17 protein-coding genes are annotated in these 17130 nt (G+C 71.6%); 4 read left to right on the forward strand and 13 right to left on the reverse strand.

Annotated elements, in window-relative coordinates:
- Positions 1 to 4 precede the first annotated feature (4 nt).
- From hisF to hisD, 8 genes are read right to left on the reverse strand one after another with little or no spacing between them, the layout of a single operon-like run.
- Positions 5 to 760, reverse strand: coding sequence for an imidazole glycerol phosphate synthase subunit HisF (gene hisF, locus ACZ4YL_RS16700; protein ID WP_030724523.1), 756 nt, complete (start codon positions 758 to 760; stop codon positions 5 to 7).
- The gene (locus ACZ4YL_RS16705; protein WP_468117143.1) at positions 757 to 1149 is read right to left on the reverse strand and encodes a RidA family protein; all 393 of its coding nucleotides are present in this window, start codon (positions 1147 to 1149) and stop codon (positions 757 to 759) included. The genes hisF and ACZ4YL_RS16705 overlap by 4 nt, the downstream gene beginning before the upstream one ends.
- Complete coding sequence (priA, locus tag ACZ4YL_RS16710; RefSeq protein ID WP_030009966.1) at positions 1146 to 1877, reverse strand: bifunctional 1-(5-phosphoribosyl)-5-((5-phosphoribosylamino)methylideneamino)imidazole-4-carboxamide isomerase/phosphoribosylanthranilate isomerase PriA; 732 nt, start codon at positions 1875 to 1877, stop codon at positions 1146 to 1148. The genes ACZ4YL_RS16705 and priA overlap by 4 nt, the downstream gene beginning before the upstream one ends.
- A complete protein-coding gene (gene hisH / locus ACZ4YL_RS16715) occupies positions 1877 to 2527 on the reverse strand; it encodes an imidazole glycerol phosphate synthase subunit HisH (RefSeq protein WP_030009965.1) in 651 nt (216 codons plus the stop codon). The genes priA and hisH overlap by 1 nt, the downstream gene beginning before the upstream one ends.
- Positions 2524 to 2691, reverse strand: a complete 168-nt coding sequence (locus tag ACZ4YL_RS16720) for a hypothetical protein (protein WP_030009964.1) — start codon at positions 2689 to 2691, stop codon at positions 2524 to 2526. Before ACZ4YL_RS16720 ends, hisH begins: the two co-directional genes overlap by 4 nt.
- Before the next feature lie 2 nt (positions 2692 to 2693).
- Positions 2694 to 3287 carry an imidazoleglycerol-phosphate dehydratase HisB gene (gene hisB / locus ACZ4YL_RS16725; RefSeq protein ID WP_030009963.1) on the reverse strand — a complete coding sequence of 198 codons (594 nt, stop codon included), beginning with the start codon at positions 3285 to 3287 and terminating at the stop codon, positions 2694 to 2696.
- Entirely contained in the window at positions 3284 to 4405 is a 1122-nt protein-coding gene (locus ACZ4YL_RS16730; RefSeq protein WP_468117145.1) for a histidinol-phosphate transaminase, read from the reverse strand. The genes hisB and ACZ4YL_RS16730 overlap by 4 nt, the downstream gene beginning before the upstream one ends.
- Entirely contained in the window at positions 4402 to 5724 is a 1323-nt protein-coding gene (gene hisD, locus ACZ4YL_RS16735; protein ID WP_468117146.1) for a histidinol dehydrogenase, read from the reverse strand. The genes ACZ4YL_RS16730 and hisD overlap by 4 nt, the downstream gene beginning before the upstream one ends.
- Positions 5725 to 5849: 125 nt before the next feature.
- Here hisD and ACZ4YL_RS16740 point away from each other — a divergent pair, with 125 nt between their 5' ends.
- The 3 genes from ACZ4YL_RS16740 (at position 5850) to ybaK (ending at position 8784) form a co-directional block, all read left to right on the forward strand.
- Positions 5850 to 7445 carry an oxidoreductase gene (locus ACZ4YL_RS16740; RefSeq protein WP_468117148.1) on the forward strand — a complete coding sequence of 532 codons (1596 nt, stop codon included), beginning with the start codon at positions 5850 to 5852 and terminating at the stop codon, positions 7443 to 7445.
- 96 nt (positions 7446 to 7541) lie between these two features.
- On the forward strand, positions 7542 to 8279 hold the full coding sequence (locus ACZ4YL_RS16745) for an LON peptidase substrate-binding domain-containing protein (RefSeq protein WP_030009959.1): 738 nt from the start codon (positions 7542 to 7544) through the stop codon (positions 8277 to 8279).
- 10 nt (positions 8280 to 8289) lie between these two features.
- Positions 8290 to 8784, forward strand: coding sequence for a Cys-tRNA(Pro) deacylase (gene ybaK / locus ACZ4YL_RS16750; protein ID WP_468117149.1), 495 nt, complete (start codon positions 8290 to 8292; stop codon positions 8782 to 8784).
- Between the two features lie 289 nt (positions 8785 to 9073).
- Here the strand turns inward: ybaK and ACZ4YL_RS16755 are convergent, their stop codons facing one another.
- The 4 genes from ACZ4YL_RS16755 to ACZ4YL_RS16770 all read right to left on the reverse strand — a co-directional run bounded on the left by ACZ4YL_RS16755 (position 9074) and on the right by ACZ4YL_RS16770 (position 13047).
- A complete protein-coding gene (locus ACZ4YL_RS16755; RefSeq protein WP_468117150.1) occupies positions 9074 to 9745 on the reverse strand; it encodes a hypothetical protein in 672 nt (223 codons plus the stop codon).
- Positions 9746 to 9792: 47 nt separating this feature from the next.
- On the reverse strand, positions 9793 to 10584 hold the full coding sequence (locus tag ACZ4YL_RS16760; RefSeq protein ID WP_468117289.1) for an ABC transporter permease: 792 nt from the start codon (positions 10582 to 10584) through the stop codon (positions 9793 to 9795).
- A gap of 89 nt (positions 10585 to 10673) precedes the next feature.
- Positions 10674 to 11711: an ABC transporter ATP-binding protein gene (locus ACZ4YL_RS16765; RefSeq protein ID WP_468117151.1), complete on the reverse strand. Its 1038-nt coding sequence runs from the start codon at positions 11709 to 11711 to the stop codon at positions 10674 to 10676.
- 28 nt (positions 11712 to 11739) lie between these two features.
- Positions 11740 to 13047, reverse strand: a complete 1308-nt coding sequence (locus ACZ4YL_RS16770; protein WP_468117152.1) for an NYN domain-containing protein — start codon at positions 13045 to 13047, stop codon at positions 11740 to 11742.
- A 220-nt stretch (positions 13048 to 13267) separates the two neighbouring features.
- Here ACZ4YL_RS16770 and ACZ4YL_RS16775 point away from each other — a divergent pair, with 220 nt between their 5' ends.
- Positions 13268 to 13432: a hypothetical protein gene (locus tag ACZ4YL_RS16775; protein WP_189736171.1), complete on the forward strand. Its 165-nt coding sequence runs from the start codon at positions 13268 to 13270 to the stop codon at positions 13430 to 13432.
- Between the two features lie 73 nt (positions 13433 to 13505).
- On the opposite strand, the gene dnaE is transcribed toward ACZ4YL_RS16775, so the two are convergent.
- The gene (dnaE, locus tag ACZ4YL_RS16780; protein WP_468117154.1) at positions 13506 to 17048 is read right to left on the reverse strand and encodes a DNA polymerase III subunit alpha; all 3543 of its coding nucleotides are present in this window, start codon (positions 17046 to 17048) and stop codon (positions 13506 to 13508) included.
- Positions 17049 to 17130 lie beyond the last annotated feature (82 nt).

The following is a 17130-nucleotide window of genomic DNA, read 5'->3' on the forward strand; positions in this document are numbered from 1 at the left end:
GGGATCAGCGAACCGGGTGGCCCGCTTCGCGGAGGGCGGATTTGACTTCGGCGATGCGGAGGTCGCCGAAGTGGAAGACCGACGCCGCCAGCACGGCATCGGCACCCGCTTCGATCGCCGGCGCGAAATCGGCGAGGCGCCCCGCGCCGCCCGAGGCGATCACCGGGACCGTGACGTGCTTGCGCACCGCCGCGATCATCTCGACGTCGTAGCCGTCCTTGGTGCCGTCCGCGTCCATCGAGTTGAGCAGGATCTCGCCCGCGCCCAGTTCGGCCGCCCGGTGCGCCCACTCGACCGCGTCGATGCCGGTGCCCTGGCGGCCGCCGTGCGTGGTGACCTCGAACGTTCCGGCGGCCGTGCGGCGCGCGTCCACGGACAGGACGAGGACCTGCCGGCCGAAGCGCTCCGCGATCTCCTGGATCAGCTCGGGGCGGACGATGGCGGCCGTGTTCACGCCCACCTTGTCCGCTCCCGCGCGAAGGAGTTTGTCGACGTCGTCGGCCGTACGGACGCCGCCGCCCACCGTGAGCGGGATGAAGACCTGCTCGGCGGTGCGGCGCACCACGTCGTACGTGGTCTCGCGGTTCCCGGAGGACGCGGTGATGTCGAGGAAGGTCAGCTCGTCGGCGCCCTCGGCGTCGTACAGCTTGGCCATCTCCACCGGGTCACCCGCGTCGCGCAGGTTCTGGAAGTTGACGCCCTTGACGACCCGGCCGTTGTCCACGTCCAGGCAGGGGATCACGCGTACGGCGAGGGTCATTCCGCCACCGCCTTGAACGCCTCGACCTCCACCTCGACGACCATGCCGGGGTCGACGAAGCCGGAGACGATGAGCATGGTCGCGGCGGGCCGGACCGCGTCGAAGAGCTGCTTGTGGGCGCGGCCCACCTCTTCGACGTCCCGGGCGTGCGTGAGGTACATCCGGGTGCGGACCACGTCCCCGGGTCCCAGGCCGGCTTCGGCGAGCGCCTTGAAGGCGACGTCGAAGGCCTTGACCGTCTGGTCGTACGGGCCGCCCGCGTCGGCCGCGGTGCAGCCGGAGACCAGGACCAGGCCGTTGGAGAGGGCCACGGCGCGCGAGTAGCCGATGACGTCCTCGTAGGCACCGCCGGAGGAGATGCGGCGTACGTCGGTGGAGGGGTTGCTCATGCGGAGACCACCTTCAGGGCTTCTTCCAGGGTGAAGGCCTTGGCGTACAGGGCCTTGCCGACGATCGCGCCCTCGACGCCCAGCGGGACCAGCTCGGACAGCGCCCGCAGGTCGTCGAGCGAGGAGATGCCGCCGGAGGCGACGACGGGCCGGTCGGTGGCGGCGCAGACGTTCTTCAGCAGCTCCAGGTTGGGGCCGGTCAGCGTGCCGTCCTTGCCGATGTCGGTGACGACGTACCGGGCGCAGCCCTCGGAGTCCAGGCGGGCGAGGGTCTCGTAGAGGTCGCCGCCCTCGCTGGTCCAGCCGCGGCCCTTGAGGGTGGTGCCGCGGACATCGAGGCCGATGGCGATCCTGTCGCCGTGCTCGGCGATGGCCTTGGCGGCCCACTCGGGGGTCTCCAGGGCGGCGGTGCCCAGGTTGACGCGGGTGCAGCCGGTGGCCAGGGCCGCGGCGAGCGTGGCGTCGTCGCGGATGCCGCCGGAGAGCTCGACCTTGATGTCCATGGCGCGGGTGATCTCGGCGACGAGGGCGCGGTTGTCGCCGGTGCCGAAGGCGGCGTCCAGGTCGACCAGGTGCAGCCATTCGGCGCCGGAGCGCTGCCAGGCGAGGGCCGCTTCCAGCGGGGAGCCGTAGGAGGTCTCGCTGCCGGACACCCCGTGGACGAGGCGGACGGCTTGTCCGTCGCGGACGTCGACCGCGGGCAGGAGTTCGAGCGTGGGTGCGGTCATCACAGGGTCTCGATCCAGTTGGTGAGGAGCTGGGCGCCGGCGTCGCCGGACTTCTCGGGGTGGAACTGCGTGGCCCACAGGGCCCGGTTCTCCACCGCCGCCACGAAACGCTCGCCGTGGGTGGCCCAGGTGACCTTGGGGGCGCGGATCAGCGGGTTGGTGATCTCAAGGGTCCAGTCGCGCGCCGCGTAGGAGTGCACGAAGTAGAACCGGGCGTCGGCGTCCAGGCCCTTGAAGGCCTGGCTGTCGGCCGGTGCCTCGACGGTGTTCCAGCCCATGTGCGGGACGATCGGGGCCTTGAGCGGGCCGACCGTGCCGGGCCATTCGTCCAGGCCCTCGGTCTCGACGCCGTGCTCGATGCCGCGTTCGAAGAGGATCTGCATGCCGACGCAGATGCCCATGACCGGGCGGCCGCCGGAGAGCCGGCGGCCGATGATCCAGTCACCGCGGGCGTCCTTGAGGCCCTGCATGCAGGCGGAGAAGGCGCCGACGCCGGGGACGAGGAGTCCGTCGGCGTCCATGGCCTTGTCGTAGTCGCGGGTGATCTCGACGTTCGCGCCGACGCGGGCGAGGGCCCGCTCGGCGGAGCGGACGTTTCCGAAGCCGTAGTCGAAGACGACGACGTTCTTGGTGGGGCGGACTGCGCTCATTCCCAAATTCCCTGGATTCGCAGGACTCCGGCGGCGAGGCACATCGCGGAGGCGAGGGCCAGCAGGATGATGACCGACTTGGGCATCTTCTGCTTCTGGAAGGAGTAGACGCCCCCGGCCAGGAACAGGCCGAGGACGATCAGGATGGTGTTCAGGCCGTTCACGGCTAGAGGGCGCCCTTCGTGGAGGGCAGGATGCCGGCCGCGCGCGGGTCGAACTCGGCGGCGTAGCGCAGGGCCCGGGCGAGGGCCTTGAACTGGCACTCCACGATGTGGTGGGCGTTGCGGCCGTACGGGACGTGGATGTGCAGGGCGATCTGGGCCTGCGCGACGAAGGACTCGAAGATGTGCCGGGTCATCGTCGTGTCGTACGTGCCGATCATCGGCGCCATGTTCTCGGGCTCGGTGTGCACGAGGTAGGGGCGGCCGGACAGGTCGACGGTCACCTGGGCGAGGGACTCGTCGAGCGGCACGGTGCAGTTGCCGAAGCGGTAGATGCCGACCTTGTCGCCGAGGGCCTGCTTGAAGGCGGCGCCCAGCGCGAGCGCGCTGTCCTCGATGGTGTGGTGGCTGTCGATGTGCAGGTCGCCCTCGGTCTTGACGGTGAGGTCGAAGAGGCCGTGGCGGCCGAGCTGGTCGAGCATGTGGTCGTAGAAGCCCACGCCCGTCGAGACGTCGACCTGGCCGGTGCCGTCGAGGTTTATCTCGACGACGACCGAGGTCTCCTTGGTGGTCCGTTCGACCCGTCCGATGCGGCTCATGCGTGCTGCTCCTTCTTCAGTGCGCGAACCGCTTCCAGGAACGCGTCGTTCTCCGCCGGGGTGCCGGCGGTGACCCGCAGCCATCCCGGTACGCCGTTGTCCCGGACCAGGACGCCCTGGTCGAGGATCTTCTGCCAGGCGGTGTGCGAGTCCGCGAACTTCCCGAACTGAATGAAGTTGGCGTCGGAATCGGTGACCTCGAAGCCGATGGCCCGCAGTTCGACGACCAGGCGGTCGCGCTCGGCCTTGAGCTGCTCGACGTAGCCGAGCAGGGTGTCGGTGTGTTCCAGGGCGGCCAGTGCGGTGGCCTGGGTGACGGCCGACAGGTGGTACGGCAGGCGCACCAGCTGGACGGCGTCGACGACGGCGGGGTGCGCCGCCAGGTAGCCCAGGCGCAGGCCGGCCGCGCCGAAGGCCTTGGACATGGTCCGGGAGACCACCATGTTCGGGCGGCCCTCGATGAGGGGCAGCAGCGAGTCCCGGTGGCTGAACTCCACGTAGGCCTCGTCGACGATGACGAGGGAGGGCTTGGCCGCCTGCGCGGCCTCGTAGAGGGCGAGGACCGTCTCGGCCTCGACCGCGGTGCCCGTGGGGTTGTTGGGCGAGGTGATGAAGACGACGTCGGGGGCGTTCTCGGTGATCGCCTGCTCGGCCGCCTCCACGTCGATCGTGAAGTCCTCGCGGCGCGGTCCGGAGATCCAGCCGGTGCCGGTACCGCGGGAGATCAGCGCGTGCATCGAGTAGGAGGGCTCGAACCCGAGCGCGGTGCGGCCGGGCCCGCCGAAGGTCTGCAGCAGCTGCTGGATGACCTCGTTGGAGCCGTTGGCGGCCCATACGTTCTCGCGCGCGACCGGGTGCTTGGCCGTACGGGTGAGGTAGGCGGCCAGCTCGGTGCGCAGCTCGACCGCGTCCCGGTCGGGGTAGCGGTTGAGGGTGCGGGCCGCCTCGGCGACGCGCTCGGCGATGCGCCGGACGAGCTCCTCGGGCAGCTCGTACGGGTTCTCGTTGGTGTTCAGCTGGACGGGCACGTCGAGCTGCGGGGCGCCGTACGGGGTCTTGCCGCGCAGCTCGTCCCGGATGGGCAGGTCGTCGATGCCGATGCCGGCGGCGGCGGTCATACGGTGGGCACCTTCCATCCGAAGCGCGCCTTCAGGGCGGCGCCGTGCGCGGGCAGGTCCTCGGCCTCGGCCAGCGTCACCACGTGGTGGGTGACCTCGGCGAGGGCGTCCCGCGTGTAGTCGACGATGTGGATGCCGCGCAGGAAGGACTGCACGGACAGGCCGGAGGAGTGGCAGGCGCAGCCGCCGGTGGGCAGCACGTGGTTCGAGCCGGCGCAGTAGTCGCCGAGCGAGACCGGGGCCCACGGGCCGACGAAGATCGCACCGGCGTTGCGTACGCGGGCGGCCCAGGCGGCGGCGTCGGCGGTCTGGATCTCCAGGTGCTCGGCGCCGTACGCGTCGACGACCTTGAGGCCGTCCTCCAGGCTGTCGACCAGCACGATCGCGGACTGCTTGCCGGCGAGCGCGGGCTTGATCCGGTCCTCGACGTGCTTGGTCGCGGCGACCTGCGGCTCCAGCTCCTTCTCGACGGCGTCCGCGAGCTCCGCGGAGTCCGTGACGAGCACGGCGGCGGCCAGCGGGTCGTGCTCGGCCTGGCTGATCAGGTCGGCGGCGACGTGCACCGGGTCGGCCGTGGAGTCGGCGAGGACGGCGATCTCGGTCGGGCCGGCCTCGGTGTCGATGCCGATCTTCCCGGTGAAGTAGCGCTTGGCGGCGGCGACCCAGATGTTGCCGGGGCCGGTCACCATGTTGGAGGGAAGGCAGTCCTCGGTCCCGTACGCGAACATCGCCACGGCCTGCGCACCGCCCACCGCGTACACCTCGTCCACACCGAGCAGCGCGCACGCGGCGAGGATCGTCGGGTGCGGCAGACCGCCGAACTCCCTCTGCGGCGGGGACGCGAGCGCGATCGACTCGACGCCCGCCTCCTGGGCCGGTACGACGTTCATGACGACGGAGGACGGGTAGACCGAGCGGCCGCCCGGGGCGTACAGCCCCACGCGCTCCACCGGAACCCACTTCTCGGTCACGGTGCCGCCGGGGACCACCTGGGTGGTGTGTTCGGTGCGGCGCTGATTGCGGTGCACGATCCGGGCGCGTCGGATCGACTCCTCCAGGGCGGCGCGGACGGCCGGGTCCAACTGCTCCAGGGCGGCCTTGATGGCCTCCGCGGGTACCCGGACCTGCGAGAGCTCGACCCCGTCGAACTTCTGCGCGTACTCGATCAGCGCCGCCGTGCCACGATGATGGACGTCCTCGCAGATGGGCCGCACCTTCTCCAGGGCAGCTTCTACGTCGAACTCGGCACGGGGCAGCAGATCGCGCAGGGCGCCACCCTCGGGGAGGGCGTCACCGCGCAGGTCGATACGAGAGATCACCTCACAATTCTCTCAGACCGCTTCGCGCCACCGTCCGCCCGTATCACTGGCTGATACAGGCCCCGGATGTCACAGGCGCCCGATAGCGTTCCCCTACACGTAGATGACAGCGGAGGGGGGCCGCCGTGACCGAGGCGCGCACGGACGAGGAACCGGCGGATCTCACCGCTTCGGAACGCCGCATGTGGGACGCGTACCGCACGGGCAGCATCTGCGATCTCAGCACCCGCGCCGCCGACCGGGACGATCCGCACGCCGAGCACGTCTGGGGGCCCGAGCGCAGCGTGCGCGCCCGGGTGGTCGCCCGGCTGCTGCTGCACGGGCCGCCGCCGGTGCCGGGCCGGGTGGCCTCCCTCAAGCTGCGCGGGGTGCGGATCAGCGGGCGGCTGGAACTGTCCGGCGGGGCGGTGGCCCCGTACGTGGAGCTGCAGTCCTGCCGGTTCGACAGCGAGATCCAGCTGTCCGAGGCCCGCTTCGGCACGCTGCGCCTGATCAACTGCGCGATACCGCGGCTGGAGGCCGCCCGGCTGCACACCGAGGGCGATCTGCACCTGCCGCGCTGCCGGGTGGCGCGCGGGATCCGGCTGACGGACGCGCAGATCGGTACCGATCTGCTGGTCAGCCAGGCCGTGGTGCAGCGGGACAGCAAGGGGCGGGCGATCGCCGCGGACGGGATGTCCGTCGCGCAGGACTTCCAGGGCGAGCTGCTGGAGACGTACGGGGAGGTGAGCCTGCGCGGGGCGAAGGTCGGCGTGTCGATGAACCTGCGCGGGGCCCGCCTGCGCAACCCGTACGGGCGGTACGCGCTGAACGCCCCGCAGCTGACGGTCGAGCGCACCCTGTACCTGACCTCCATCGCGCTGGACTACGCGGCGGGCGTGGGTTCCTCCACTCCCCCGTACGGGCTGGCGGCGACGCCCACGCGCGGTCAGCGGGCCCAGCGCTTCGAGTGCCGGGGCGGGCTGCGGCTGGACGACGGCCGCTTCGGGGACGCCATCGACTTCTACGGCGCCCGGTTCACGCTCACCGACGAGCAGGAGATATCCCTGCGCCGGATCCAGACCCCCGAGTTCCGTTTCGTCGGCGAGCGGCCGGAGCACGGGCGGGTGGTGGTGTCCGGGGCCAAGGTGGTCAAGCTCGTCGACACCTCCACGAGCTGGCCGGGCGCGGGCGGGGTGTCCATCGAGGGCTTCGTCTACGAGAACCTGGCGCCCCGGGGCCATTTCCCGCTCTCCCGCCGCCTGGAGTGGGTGGAGGCGGCGACTCCCGAGTACTCGCCGGAGCCGTACGAGCGGCTGGCCGCCGTACTGCGGGCCAGCGGCGAGGACCAGGATGCCCGCGAGGTGCTGCTGGCCAAGCAGCGGCGGCGCCGGGCCACGCTGCCGCCGGGGCCGAAGGCGTGGGGGTACCTGCAGGACTGGACGGTGGTCTACGGCTACCGGCCGGGCCGGGCCGCGCTGTGGATGGCGGTGCTGTGGGCGGCGGGGGCGCTGCTGTTCTCCCAGCTCCACCCGCCGGCGATCAAGGAGGACGAGCACCCGCAGTGGAGCGCCGCCCTGTACGCGCTGGACCTGCTGCTCCCGGTGATCGACCTCGGCCAGCAGGGCCAGTGGAAGCTGGAGGGCGGCTGGCAGTGGGGGGCGGCGGGCCTGGTCGTCATGGGCTGGATCCTGGCCACGACGGTGGCGGCGGGGGCCTCCCGGCTCCTGCGGCGGGGGTGACGGCGGAGGGGGTCGTCCGACGGATCGCGCATGTGACGCCGTCCGCCCCTCAGACGCCGGACACCCTCGGTGGTCCGGGCGATTACCCTGTGCCTCGTGACCACCGTTCGCCTGCCCCTCTTCCCGCTGAATTCGGTGCTGTTCCCGGGACTCGTCCTCCCGCTGAACATCTTCGAGGAGCGTTATCGCGCCATGATGCGCGAGCTGCTGAAGACGGGCGAGGACGAGCCGCGCCGTTTCGCTGTCGTCGCGATCCGCGACGGCCGGGAGGTCGCGCCGACCGCGCCCGGCCTGCCGGACCAGACGTCCCTGCCCGAGCGGGGCCCGGCGGCGGGCTTCGGCCCCGACCCCATCCAGGCCTTCCACCGGGTGGGCTGCATCGCCGACGCGGCGACCGTCCGGGAGCGGGAGGACGGCAGCTTCGAGGTCCTGGCGACCGGTACGACGCGGGTCCGCCTGGTCTCGGTCGACGCCTCGGGCCCCTTCCTGACGGCGGAGCTGGAAGAGCTCCCGGAGGATGCGGGCGACGGCGCCGGCGTCCTGGCCGAGGGGGTGCTGCGGGCCTTCCGCAACTACCAGAAGCGGCTGGCCGGGGCCCGGGAGCGGTCCCTGACGGGCGCGGAGCTCCCCGACGAGCCCTCGGTGGTCTCCTACCTGGTGGCAGCGGCGGCGGTGCTGGACATCCCGGCGAAGCAGCGGCTGCTCCAGGCCCCGGACACCGCGACCCGGCTGGCGGAGGAGCTGAAGCTGCTGCGCACGGAGACGGCGGTGATCCGTCACCTCCCGTCCCTGCCGGCGGTGGACCTGACCCGTGCCCCGACGAGCCCGAACTGAGCGCACACCGATGGCGAAGAGGTCCAAGCAGGCGGCAGGCACCCCGGCGATCGTCGCCCTGACGGCGGCGGGCGTCGCGTTCACCACGCACGCGTACGAGCACGACCCGGCCCATCCCTCGTACGGGGAGGAGGCGGCGCAGGCGCTCGGCGTCTCGCCCGCCCAGGTCTTCAAGACCCTGGTCGCGGACGTGGACGGCGTCCTGACGGTGGCGGTGGTCCCGGTCTCGGGATCACTGGACCTCAAGGCCCTGGCGACGGCGGTCGGCGGCAAGCGTGCGGCGATGGCCGATCCGGCCCTGGCGGAGCGCACCACCGGCTACGTCCTCGGCGGCATCTCCCCGCTGGGGCAGCGCAAGCGGCTGCGTACGGTGATCGACGCCTCGGCCTCGGCGCACCCCACGATCTGCTGCTCGGCGGGCCGCCGCGGCCTGGAGATCGAACTCTCCCCGTCGGACCTGACCACCCTCACGGCCGCCACCCTGGCCCCGATCGCCCGGGCATAGCCCCGCCAGGGGGCACCTCCCAGCGGTAGCTGGGGGAGATTGAGGCGCGGGTCCGGGGCAGAGCCCGGCGGGGTCCGGGGCAGAGCCCGGCGGGGTCCGGGGCAGAGCCCGGCGGGGTCCGGAGCAGAGCCCGGCGGGGTCCGGAGCAGAGCCCGGCGGGGTCCGGAGCAGAGCCCGGCGGGGTCCGGAGCAGAGCCCGGCGGGGTCCGGGGCAGAGCCCCGGGAAACGGAGAAAGGGCGGGGCGGGGACCAGCTCCGCGCAGCGGCGGCCCCGCACCACCCGGCACGGTCAGGCGCGGGGGGTCTCCGGAGCCGACGGGGCGGCATCGGCGGGCGGCGGCGTCGACGCCGGCGCCTGGTAGTACCCCGACCAGCCGAACACCGGCACGGGATCCGGATCCCGCGGCGTCCACAACGCGGTCAGCCCCAGATGCAGCAGCACGGCGGTCATCGGCCAGGCCAGCAGCGCCCCGTGCGCGAGCAGCTCCAGCGGCGCGTCGAACGGAACCCCCTTGCCCGCCTGCTTCGCGGCCGCGACCAGGTCCGACGTCGGCCCCAGCCACAGCCCGAACCGCCACCCCACCAGCGCTCCGAAGACGGATCCGACCGCCAGCCCGATCACCAGCGGCACACCGCCGGCCCGGCGCCACAGGAAGGTGCCGACGGCGCTGAGCACGCCCAGCCCCAGCGACAGCAGGAAGAAGGTGCCGTCGGAGGCGATCCGCGCCTCGCTCTCGCTGTTGCGCAGGAAGACGGCCTCCCCGTTGGAGACGTACTGCACCCGGGGGGCCAGCCACAGCCACAGCAGGCCGAGGAGCAGTCCGGCCGCCCCGAGGAGCAGGGCGACGACGGCCCCGTCCCGGACGTCCTCCGGGGTGATCGCCCCGGCGGCGGCTCCCCGCTTCTCGTGCGGGAGCGGCGGCGGGTCGAGGGGGGACGGCGGGGTCACGGCTTCGGTCACCCCCACATCGTGCCAGGTGTGCACGGCAGCGGCGTCGGCGGACCGTGTCAGCGGACGGCCGCCCGGCGGTACGCCCAGGTCGCGACGGTGAGCGAGAGGACTCCGACGGCCCCGCACACGCCCAGGTCGAAGGCGACGGCGGCCCAGTCCGGTTCGGGGGCGAAGGTACGGGCGAACGCCTCGACGCCGTACGTGGACGGCAGCAGGTCCCGGGCCCACACGATCACGTCCGGCATCCGCTCCGGCGGCAGCACCCCGAGCAGCAGCGCCGCCGACATGCCGAGCTGGCCCGCGAGGGTGGCCAGCTCCTGGCGCGGTGCCAGCAGTCCCAGCGCCGCGCCGAGCCCGGCCAGCGCGGCCCCGGCCAGCGGTACCACCGCGGCCAGGATCCACAGCCCGCTCATCGGCAGCCCGAACAGCAGGCATCCGAAGACGGCGGTGACCAGGGTCCCCGGCAGGGTGAAGGAGGCGTACGCGGCGGCCGCGCCCAGGACCACCGACGCGGGCGGCACGGGCAGGGTGGCGTAGTGGTCGAGCCCGCCGCCGGCCCGCAGCTGCCCGAAGTACTGGGCGAGCAGGTTCAGGGCGACGAAGGCGACGACGAGCACCGAGGAGCCGGCGACGACGGCACGGGCCTCCGAGCCCCCGTCGACCACGCCCCGCATCAGGATCATGATCCCGACGGACTGGAAGGTGGCGACGAACAGCAGCGGGATCCGGGCCACCCGGGCCCGGGAGAGCTGGGCCCGGTAGACGGCGGCCAGGGAGGGGAAGAAGCGTGCGCCGGGCGCCAGCGGCGCGGGCTGCGGTGCCTGTGCACGGCCGCCGGCGGCGGCCACCGGCGCGGTGTCCGCAGCGGGTGACGCATCGGGTGACGGCACGGCGTCGGGCGTGAGCACGGCCCGGACGGTCCCCGTCGAACGGTCGCTCACGACTTCACCAGCCCTTTCGTCTTGCCGCCGAGGGCCAGGTACACGTCTTCCAGGCTGGGGGTGGCCAGGGTGAAGTCGTCGAGCGCGGCGAAGGCCGGGCTCCCGGTGACCGAGGCCACCGCCGCCCTCGCCTCGTCCGGCGCCAGCCGGAGCACCCAGCGGCGCCCGGACTCGACGGCCCGGTCGCGCAGCCTTGCGACCTCCGGGACCTCCAGCGGAGCGCCCTCGCGCCACACCAGCTCCAGCCGGACCTCGCCCGAGACGGTGGCCTTCAGTCCGGCCGGGGTGTCGCAGGCGATGACCTTGCCCTGGTCGATGACGGCGACCCGGTCCAGGACGGTCTCGGCCTCGATGACGTTGTGGGTGACGAGCAGGACCGTCGCGCCGTGCTGCGCGCGCCGCCGGTCGACGGCGGACCACACGGCCCGCCGGGCGACCGGGTCCATGCCGGTGGTGGGCTCGTCGAGGACCAGTACGGGCCGCTCCCCCATCAGTGCGGTGGCGAAGCAGGCGAGGCGGCGCTGGCCGCCGGAAAGTTTCTTCAGGGGCCGTCCGGCGATCGGGGTCAGCCCGAGCTCGTCCAGTACGGCGTCGCGCGCGGCCCGGGCTGCGCGGACGCCCTGCCCGCGCAGCCGTCCGGTGGTCTCGGCGGCCAGCGCCACCGTGAGCTCGTCCAGGGCGGTGGACTCCTGCCCCAGGTAGGCGAGCAGCCGGGAGGCCCGCTCGGGGTGGTCCACGAGGTCGTGGCCGAGCAGGGTCACCGAGCCGGAGTCCGGCCGCATCAGGCCGGTGAGCTGGCGGACCAGCGTGGACTTGCCGGCGCCGTTGGGGCCGAGCAGTCCGAAGATCTCGCCGCGCCGGACGTCCAGGCAGATCCCGTCGTTGGCGCGGGTCTCGGGCAGGGCCGGGGCCCCGCGCCGACCGCGTACCGCGGGATACGTCTTGACCAGGTCACGCACCGCGCAGATGACGTCCGGCGCCGCTCCCGCGGCCGCTGCCGTGCCTTCTCGCGCCTGTGCTGTGCCCGTACTCACGAGGGTGCAGCCTACGGGGTTCCCGGCCCTACTCGGCCGTCGGGGTCAGCGGGGCCGCGAGGTCGGCGGGGGCGGTTCCGGGCGCGGAGGCCGGTACGGCGGCCACGTGTTCGGCGGCGGCGCGGACGTCGATCTCCCGCCAGAACCCGGCGCGGATGGCGTACCGGTCGTGCTCGTCGATCTGGTCGTCCTTGTGTGCGAGCAGCCCGAACCGGGCCGCGTAGCGCAGCAGTTCGCCGTCGATCCGGTGCGGGATCCGCGGGTACATCGTGGCCAGCTTCTGCAGGTGCACGGTCTCCGGGAGCCGTTCCATCCAGCGCCGGGCGAACACCTGTCCCACCTCGAACGGGTCGCCGCCGACGGTGGTGATGTCCTCCTCGCGGTCGGCCCAGCGCTGTTCGGCGCTGGTGAGCTGGGCGAGGGTGGGCAGCGAGGCGGTCTCGGCGGGCTCGCCCAGCGGTCCGGCCCGGTCGATCCAGCCCTTGTCGGAGGACCAGCGCAGGGCGCTGGCGGGGGCGTGGGCGCCGCTCGGCCCGGTCTGGGGGTGGCTCTGCGGGCCGGTGGCGCGCAGGGCTCCGGCGAGGTCCTTGGGCGTGGGTACGGGCTTGCCCCCGGCGGTGGTGGGCGCCGGTACGGGGGCCCCGTCGCGGTCTTCCTGCCCGGTGGCGGCGGCGCCGTTGCGGGCGGCCTCGGCGAGCGCGGCCTCGGGCAGCGGGGCCGAGAGGATGGCGGCGATGTCGGGGCGCGGTGCGGGCGGCGGGGAGCACAGTCCGGTGAGGTCCTTGGCGCGGACGGCCCGGGTGATCCAGGCACGGTCCAGGACGCGGCGTTCGTCGGCCTCGGCGACGAGGTCCTCGGACTGGTTGTAGTCCCCGTCGGCGGCCTGGACGGCCCACAGGTGGACGGCGACCCCGTGTTCCTTGGCGGACATCAGGCCGGGCAGCAGGTCTCCGTCGCCGGTGACCAGGACCACGTCGGAGCAGGCCCGGTTGCGGGCGAGCTCGGTGAGCTCGGCGTGCATGGCGGCGTCGACGCCCTTCTGCGCCCAGCGGCCGTCGCTGCGGGTCAGGGCGCCCAGCCGGACGGTGACGCGGGGCATGACGCGCAGCCGCCGGTGTTCGGGCTGGGGCACCCGGTCGGGCGCTCCGTCGAACCAGTAGATGCGCAGCAGGGGCTGCTCGGTGTCGGCCTCGGCCCGCTCGCGCAGGCCCTGGATGAGGGCGGCATGGTCGATGGTGATCCGGGAGCGGGAGGGCTCCCCGGCGAGAAGGCTGGCGGCGGCACCCAGCAGGTAGCCGGCGTCCACCAGGACGACGCAGCGGTCCACGCGTTCCACCCTCTTCCCTGGGGGTCCTCTGTGCTTTGCGGCGGTTCCCCGAGTCTGCCCGACCCCAAGGGCGTTGAAGGCCGGAACTCGATCATCGGCGTGGCGGATCTCACGGTCGACGGCGCGGAAGGCCTCGGCTACGCGCAGTAATGATCCAAAATGCGCCGTTTCTGGCGTTGTGTGAGTGTGAAGGCGGTCCTGGCCCCTAGACCCTCACGGAGGCTCCACCATGGCCAAGAACAAGAACCAGAAGCAGCCCGCCAAGCAGCAGCCCCGGTCGGGGCAGGATCCGACCAAGGGCACCTCGGAGACCGAGTCGATGCCCTCCTCCTCGGCGCCGAGCCCGATGGACATGGCGCACAAGCGCAAGGAGAAGAAGTTCGGCCACAACTGACGGCCGTACTCGTACGCGGAAGGGCCCGCCCGGTGACACCGGGCGGGCCCTTCCGCACGTACCTCCGGGGTCGCTATCCGGCCAGGCAGGACGGTCCGAGCAGCACCTTGAGGTCGCCGAAGAGCGCGGGGTCGGGCTTGACCCGGTGCTTGTCGAGGCGGAGCACGGTGGTGGTCCGCGGCCCCTGGAGCTTGATCCGCACCTCGCTGTTGCCCTGGTGGTGGCGCAGGATCTCGCCCAGACGGGTCACCATCGGCGGCGTGACCTTGACGGTGGGGATGGTGAGGACCACCGGGGCGTTGGTGCCGGCCGAGGAGAGGTCGGGGACCATCATCTCCATGGCGACCAGGCGGGGGACGTCCTCGCGCTTGTCGAGGCGGCCCTTGACGAAGACGACGGTGTCCTCGACCAGCTGGGTGGAGACGAGCTGGTAGGTCGCCGGGAAGAACATGCATTCGATGGAACCGGCCAGGTCCTCGACGGTGGCGATGGCCCAGGCGTTGCCCTGCTTGGTCATCTTGCGCTGCAGGCCCGAGATGATGCCGCCGATGGTGACGACGGCGCCGTCGGAGTGCTCGCCGCCGGTCAGCTGGGAGATACCGGCGTCCGTCTTGTCGGAGAGCACGTGCTCCAGGCCGAAGAGCGGGTGGTCGGACACGTAGAGGCCGAGCATCTCGCGCTCCTGGGCGAGCAGGTAGGCCTTCTCCCACTCGACGTCGGAGAACTCGACGTCGAGGCCGAAGCCCGGCTCGTCGCTCGCGCTCTCGTCACCCATTCCGCCGAACAGGTCGAACTGTCCCTCGGCCTCCTTGCGCTTGACCGCGACCACGTTGTCGATCATCGGTTCGTGGTGGGCGACCAGGCCCTTGCGGGTGTGGCCCATCTCGTCGAAGGCGCCGGCCTTGATCAGCGACTCGACGGTGCGCTTGTTGCAGACGACGGCCTCGACCTTGTCCAGGAAGTCGGGGAAGGTGGAGTACTTCCCCTTGGCCTTCCTCGTCCTGATGATCGACTCGACGACGTTGGTGCCGACGTTGCGCACCGCGGTGAGGCCGAAGAGGATCACGTCGTCGCCCTGGGCCGCGAAGTTCGGCTCGGACTCGTTCACGTTCGGCGGCAGGACCTTGATGCCCATCCGGCGGCACTCGTTCAGGTAGATCGCGGACTTGTCCTTGTCGTCCTTGACCGAGGTGAGCAGGCCGGCCATGTACTCGGCCGGGAAGTTCGCCTTGAGGTAGGCGGTCCAGTAGGAGACCAGGCCGTACGCGGCCGAGTGGGCCTTGTTGAAGGCGTAGCCGGCGAAGGGGACCAGGACGTCCCACAGCGCCTTGATCGCCTGATCGCTGAAGCCCTTCTCCTTGGCTCCCGCCTCGAAGATGACGAAGTTCTTCGCCAGCTCCTCGGGCTTCTTCTTGCCCATCACGCGGCGCAGGATGTCGGCCTCGCCGAGCGAGTACCCGGCGATGATCTGGGCGGCCTTCTGGACCTGCTCCTGGTAGACGATCAGGCCGTAGGTGACCGCGAGCACCTCTTCGAGCGGCCCCTCCAGCTCCGGGTGGATCGGGGTGATCTCCTGCTGCTTGTTCTTGCGCAGGGCGTAGTTCGTGTGCGAGTTCATGCCCATCGGGCCCGGCCGGTACAGGGCCGAGACGGCGGAGATGTCCTCGAAGTTGTCGGGCTTCATCAGGCGCAGCAGGGAGCGCATGGGCCCGCCGTCGAACTGGAAGACGCCGAGGGTGTCACCGCGGCCGAGCAGTTCGAAGGTCTTGGGGTCGTCGAGCGGGAGGCCCAGGAGATCGATGTCGATCCCCTTGTTGGCCTTCACCATCTTGACGGCGTCGTCCATGATCGTGAGGTTGCGCAGGCCGAGGAAGTCCATCTTCAGCAGGCCGAGCGACTCGCAGCTCGGGTAGTCCCACTGGGTGATGGTGACGCCGTCGGTGTGCCGCACCCAGACGGGTACGTGGTCGGTGATGGTCTCGCTGGACATGATCACGCCGGCGGCGTGCACGCCCATCTGGCGGACCAGGCCCTCGACGCCCATGGCGGTGTCGATGACCTTCTTCACGTCGGGCTCGTTCTCGTACATCCCGCGGATCTCGCCGGCCTCGCTGTAACGCGGGTGCTTCGGGTCGAGGATGCCGGAGAGCGGGATGCCCTTGCCGAGGACGTCGGCGGGCATGGCCTTGGTGAGCCGGTCGCCCATGGCGTACGGGTAGCCCAGGACGCGCGCGGAGTCCTTGATCGCGTTCTTGGCCTTGATGGTGCCGTAGGTGCCGATCATGGCGACCTTGTCGGCGCCGTACTTCTCGGTCACGTACCGGATCACCTCCACGCGCCGGCGCTCGTCGAAGTCGATGTCGACGTCGGGCATGGAGACGCGCTCGGGGTTCAGGAAGCGCTCGAAGATCAGGCCGTGCGTGAGCGGGTCGAGGTCGGTGATGCCCATGGCGTACGCGACGATCGAACCGGCCGCGGAGCCTCGGCCCGGGCCCACCGCGATGCCCTGGTTCTTGGCCCACATGATGAAGTCGGCGACCACGAGGAAGTAGCCGGGGAAGCCCATCGAGATGATCGTGTCCATCTCGTACTCGGCCTGCTGCATCCGGTCCTCCGGAATGCCTCCGGGGTAGCGGCGGTGCATGCCGCGCATGGTCTCCTCGCGGAACCAGCTGACCTCGGTGTGGCCGTCCGGGATGTCGAACTTCGGCATCAGGTTCCGGAACTTGAACATGCCCTCGGTGTCGATCTGGTCGGCGACCAGCCGCGTGTTGGCGCAGCCCTCCTGCCAGGCGTCCGAGGAGTCGATCGCGTACATCTCGTCGGTCGACTTCAGGTAGTAGCCGGTACCGTCGAAGCGGAAGCGGTCCGGGTCCGAGAGGTTCTTGCCGGTCTGGATGCAGAGCAGGGCGTCGTGGGCGACGGACTCGCTCGCATACGTGTAGTGCGAGTCGTTCGTCACCAGCGGCGGGATGCCGAGCTTCTTGCCGATCTCCAGCAGCCCGTCGCGGACCCGGCGCTCGATCTCGATCCCGTGGTCCATCAGCTCCAGGAAGTAGCGCCCCTCGCCGAAGATGTCCTTGTAGTCGGAGGCGGCCTGCACGGCCTCGTCGAACTGGCCGAGCCGCAGCCTGGTCTGCACCTCGCCGGACGGGCAGCCGGTGGAGGCGATCAAGCCCTCGGACCACTTGGAGATCGTCTCCTTGTCCATCCGCGGCCACTTCGTGAGCCAGCCCTCGGCGTACGCGTCGGAGGACAGCCGGAAGATGTTGTGCAGACCGGTGGCGTTCGACGCCCAGATCGTCTTGTGGGTGTAACCGCCGGAACCGGAGACGTCGTCGCGCTTCTGGTGCGGCTGGCCCCACTGGATGCGCCGCTTGTTGCGCCGGGACTCGGGGGCGACGTACGCCTCGATGCCGATGATCGGCGTGATGCCGGCCTTCTGCGCGGTGTGGAAGAAGTCGTACGCCCCGTGCAGATTGCCGTGGTCGGACATGGCGATGTGCGTCATGCCCATCTCGTTGCACGCGTTGAACATGTCCTTCAGCCGCGCGGCACCGTCCAGCAGCGAGTACTGGGTGTGGACGTGCAGGTGCGTGAACGGCGGCTTTGTCACGGCGCGGGTCCTCCGGGGGCGGGGGGTGAGGGGGCAGCTTCGAATCCTACGTCGGCCGGGTGACAGATCACGGGCACTGACC

The sequence above is a fragment of the Streptomyces sp. NPDC030021 genome, assembly GCF_055574035.1.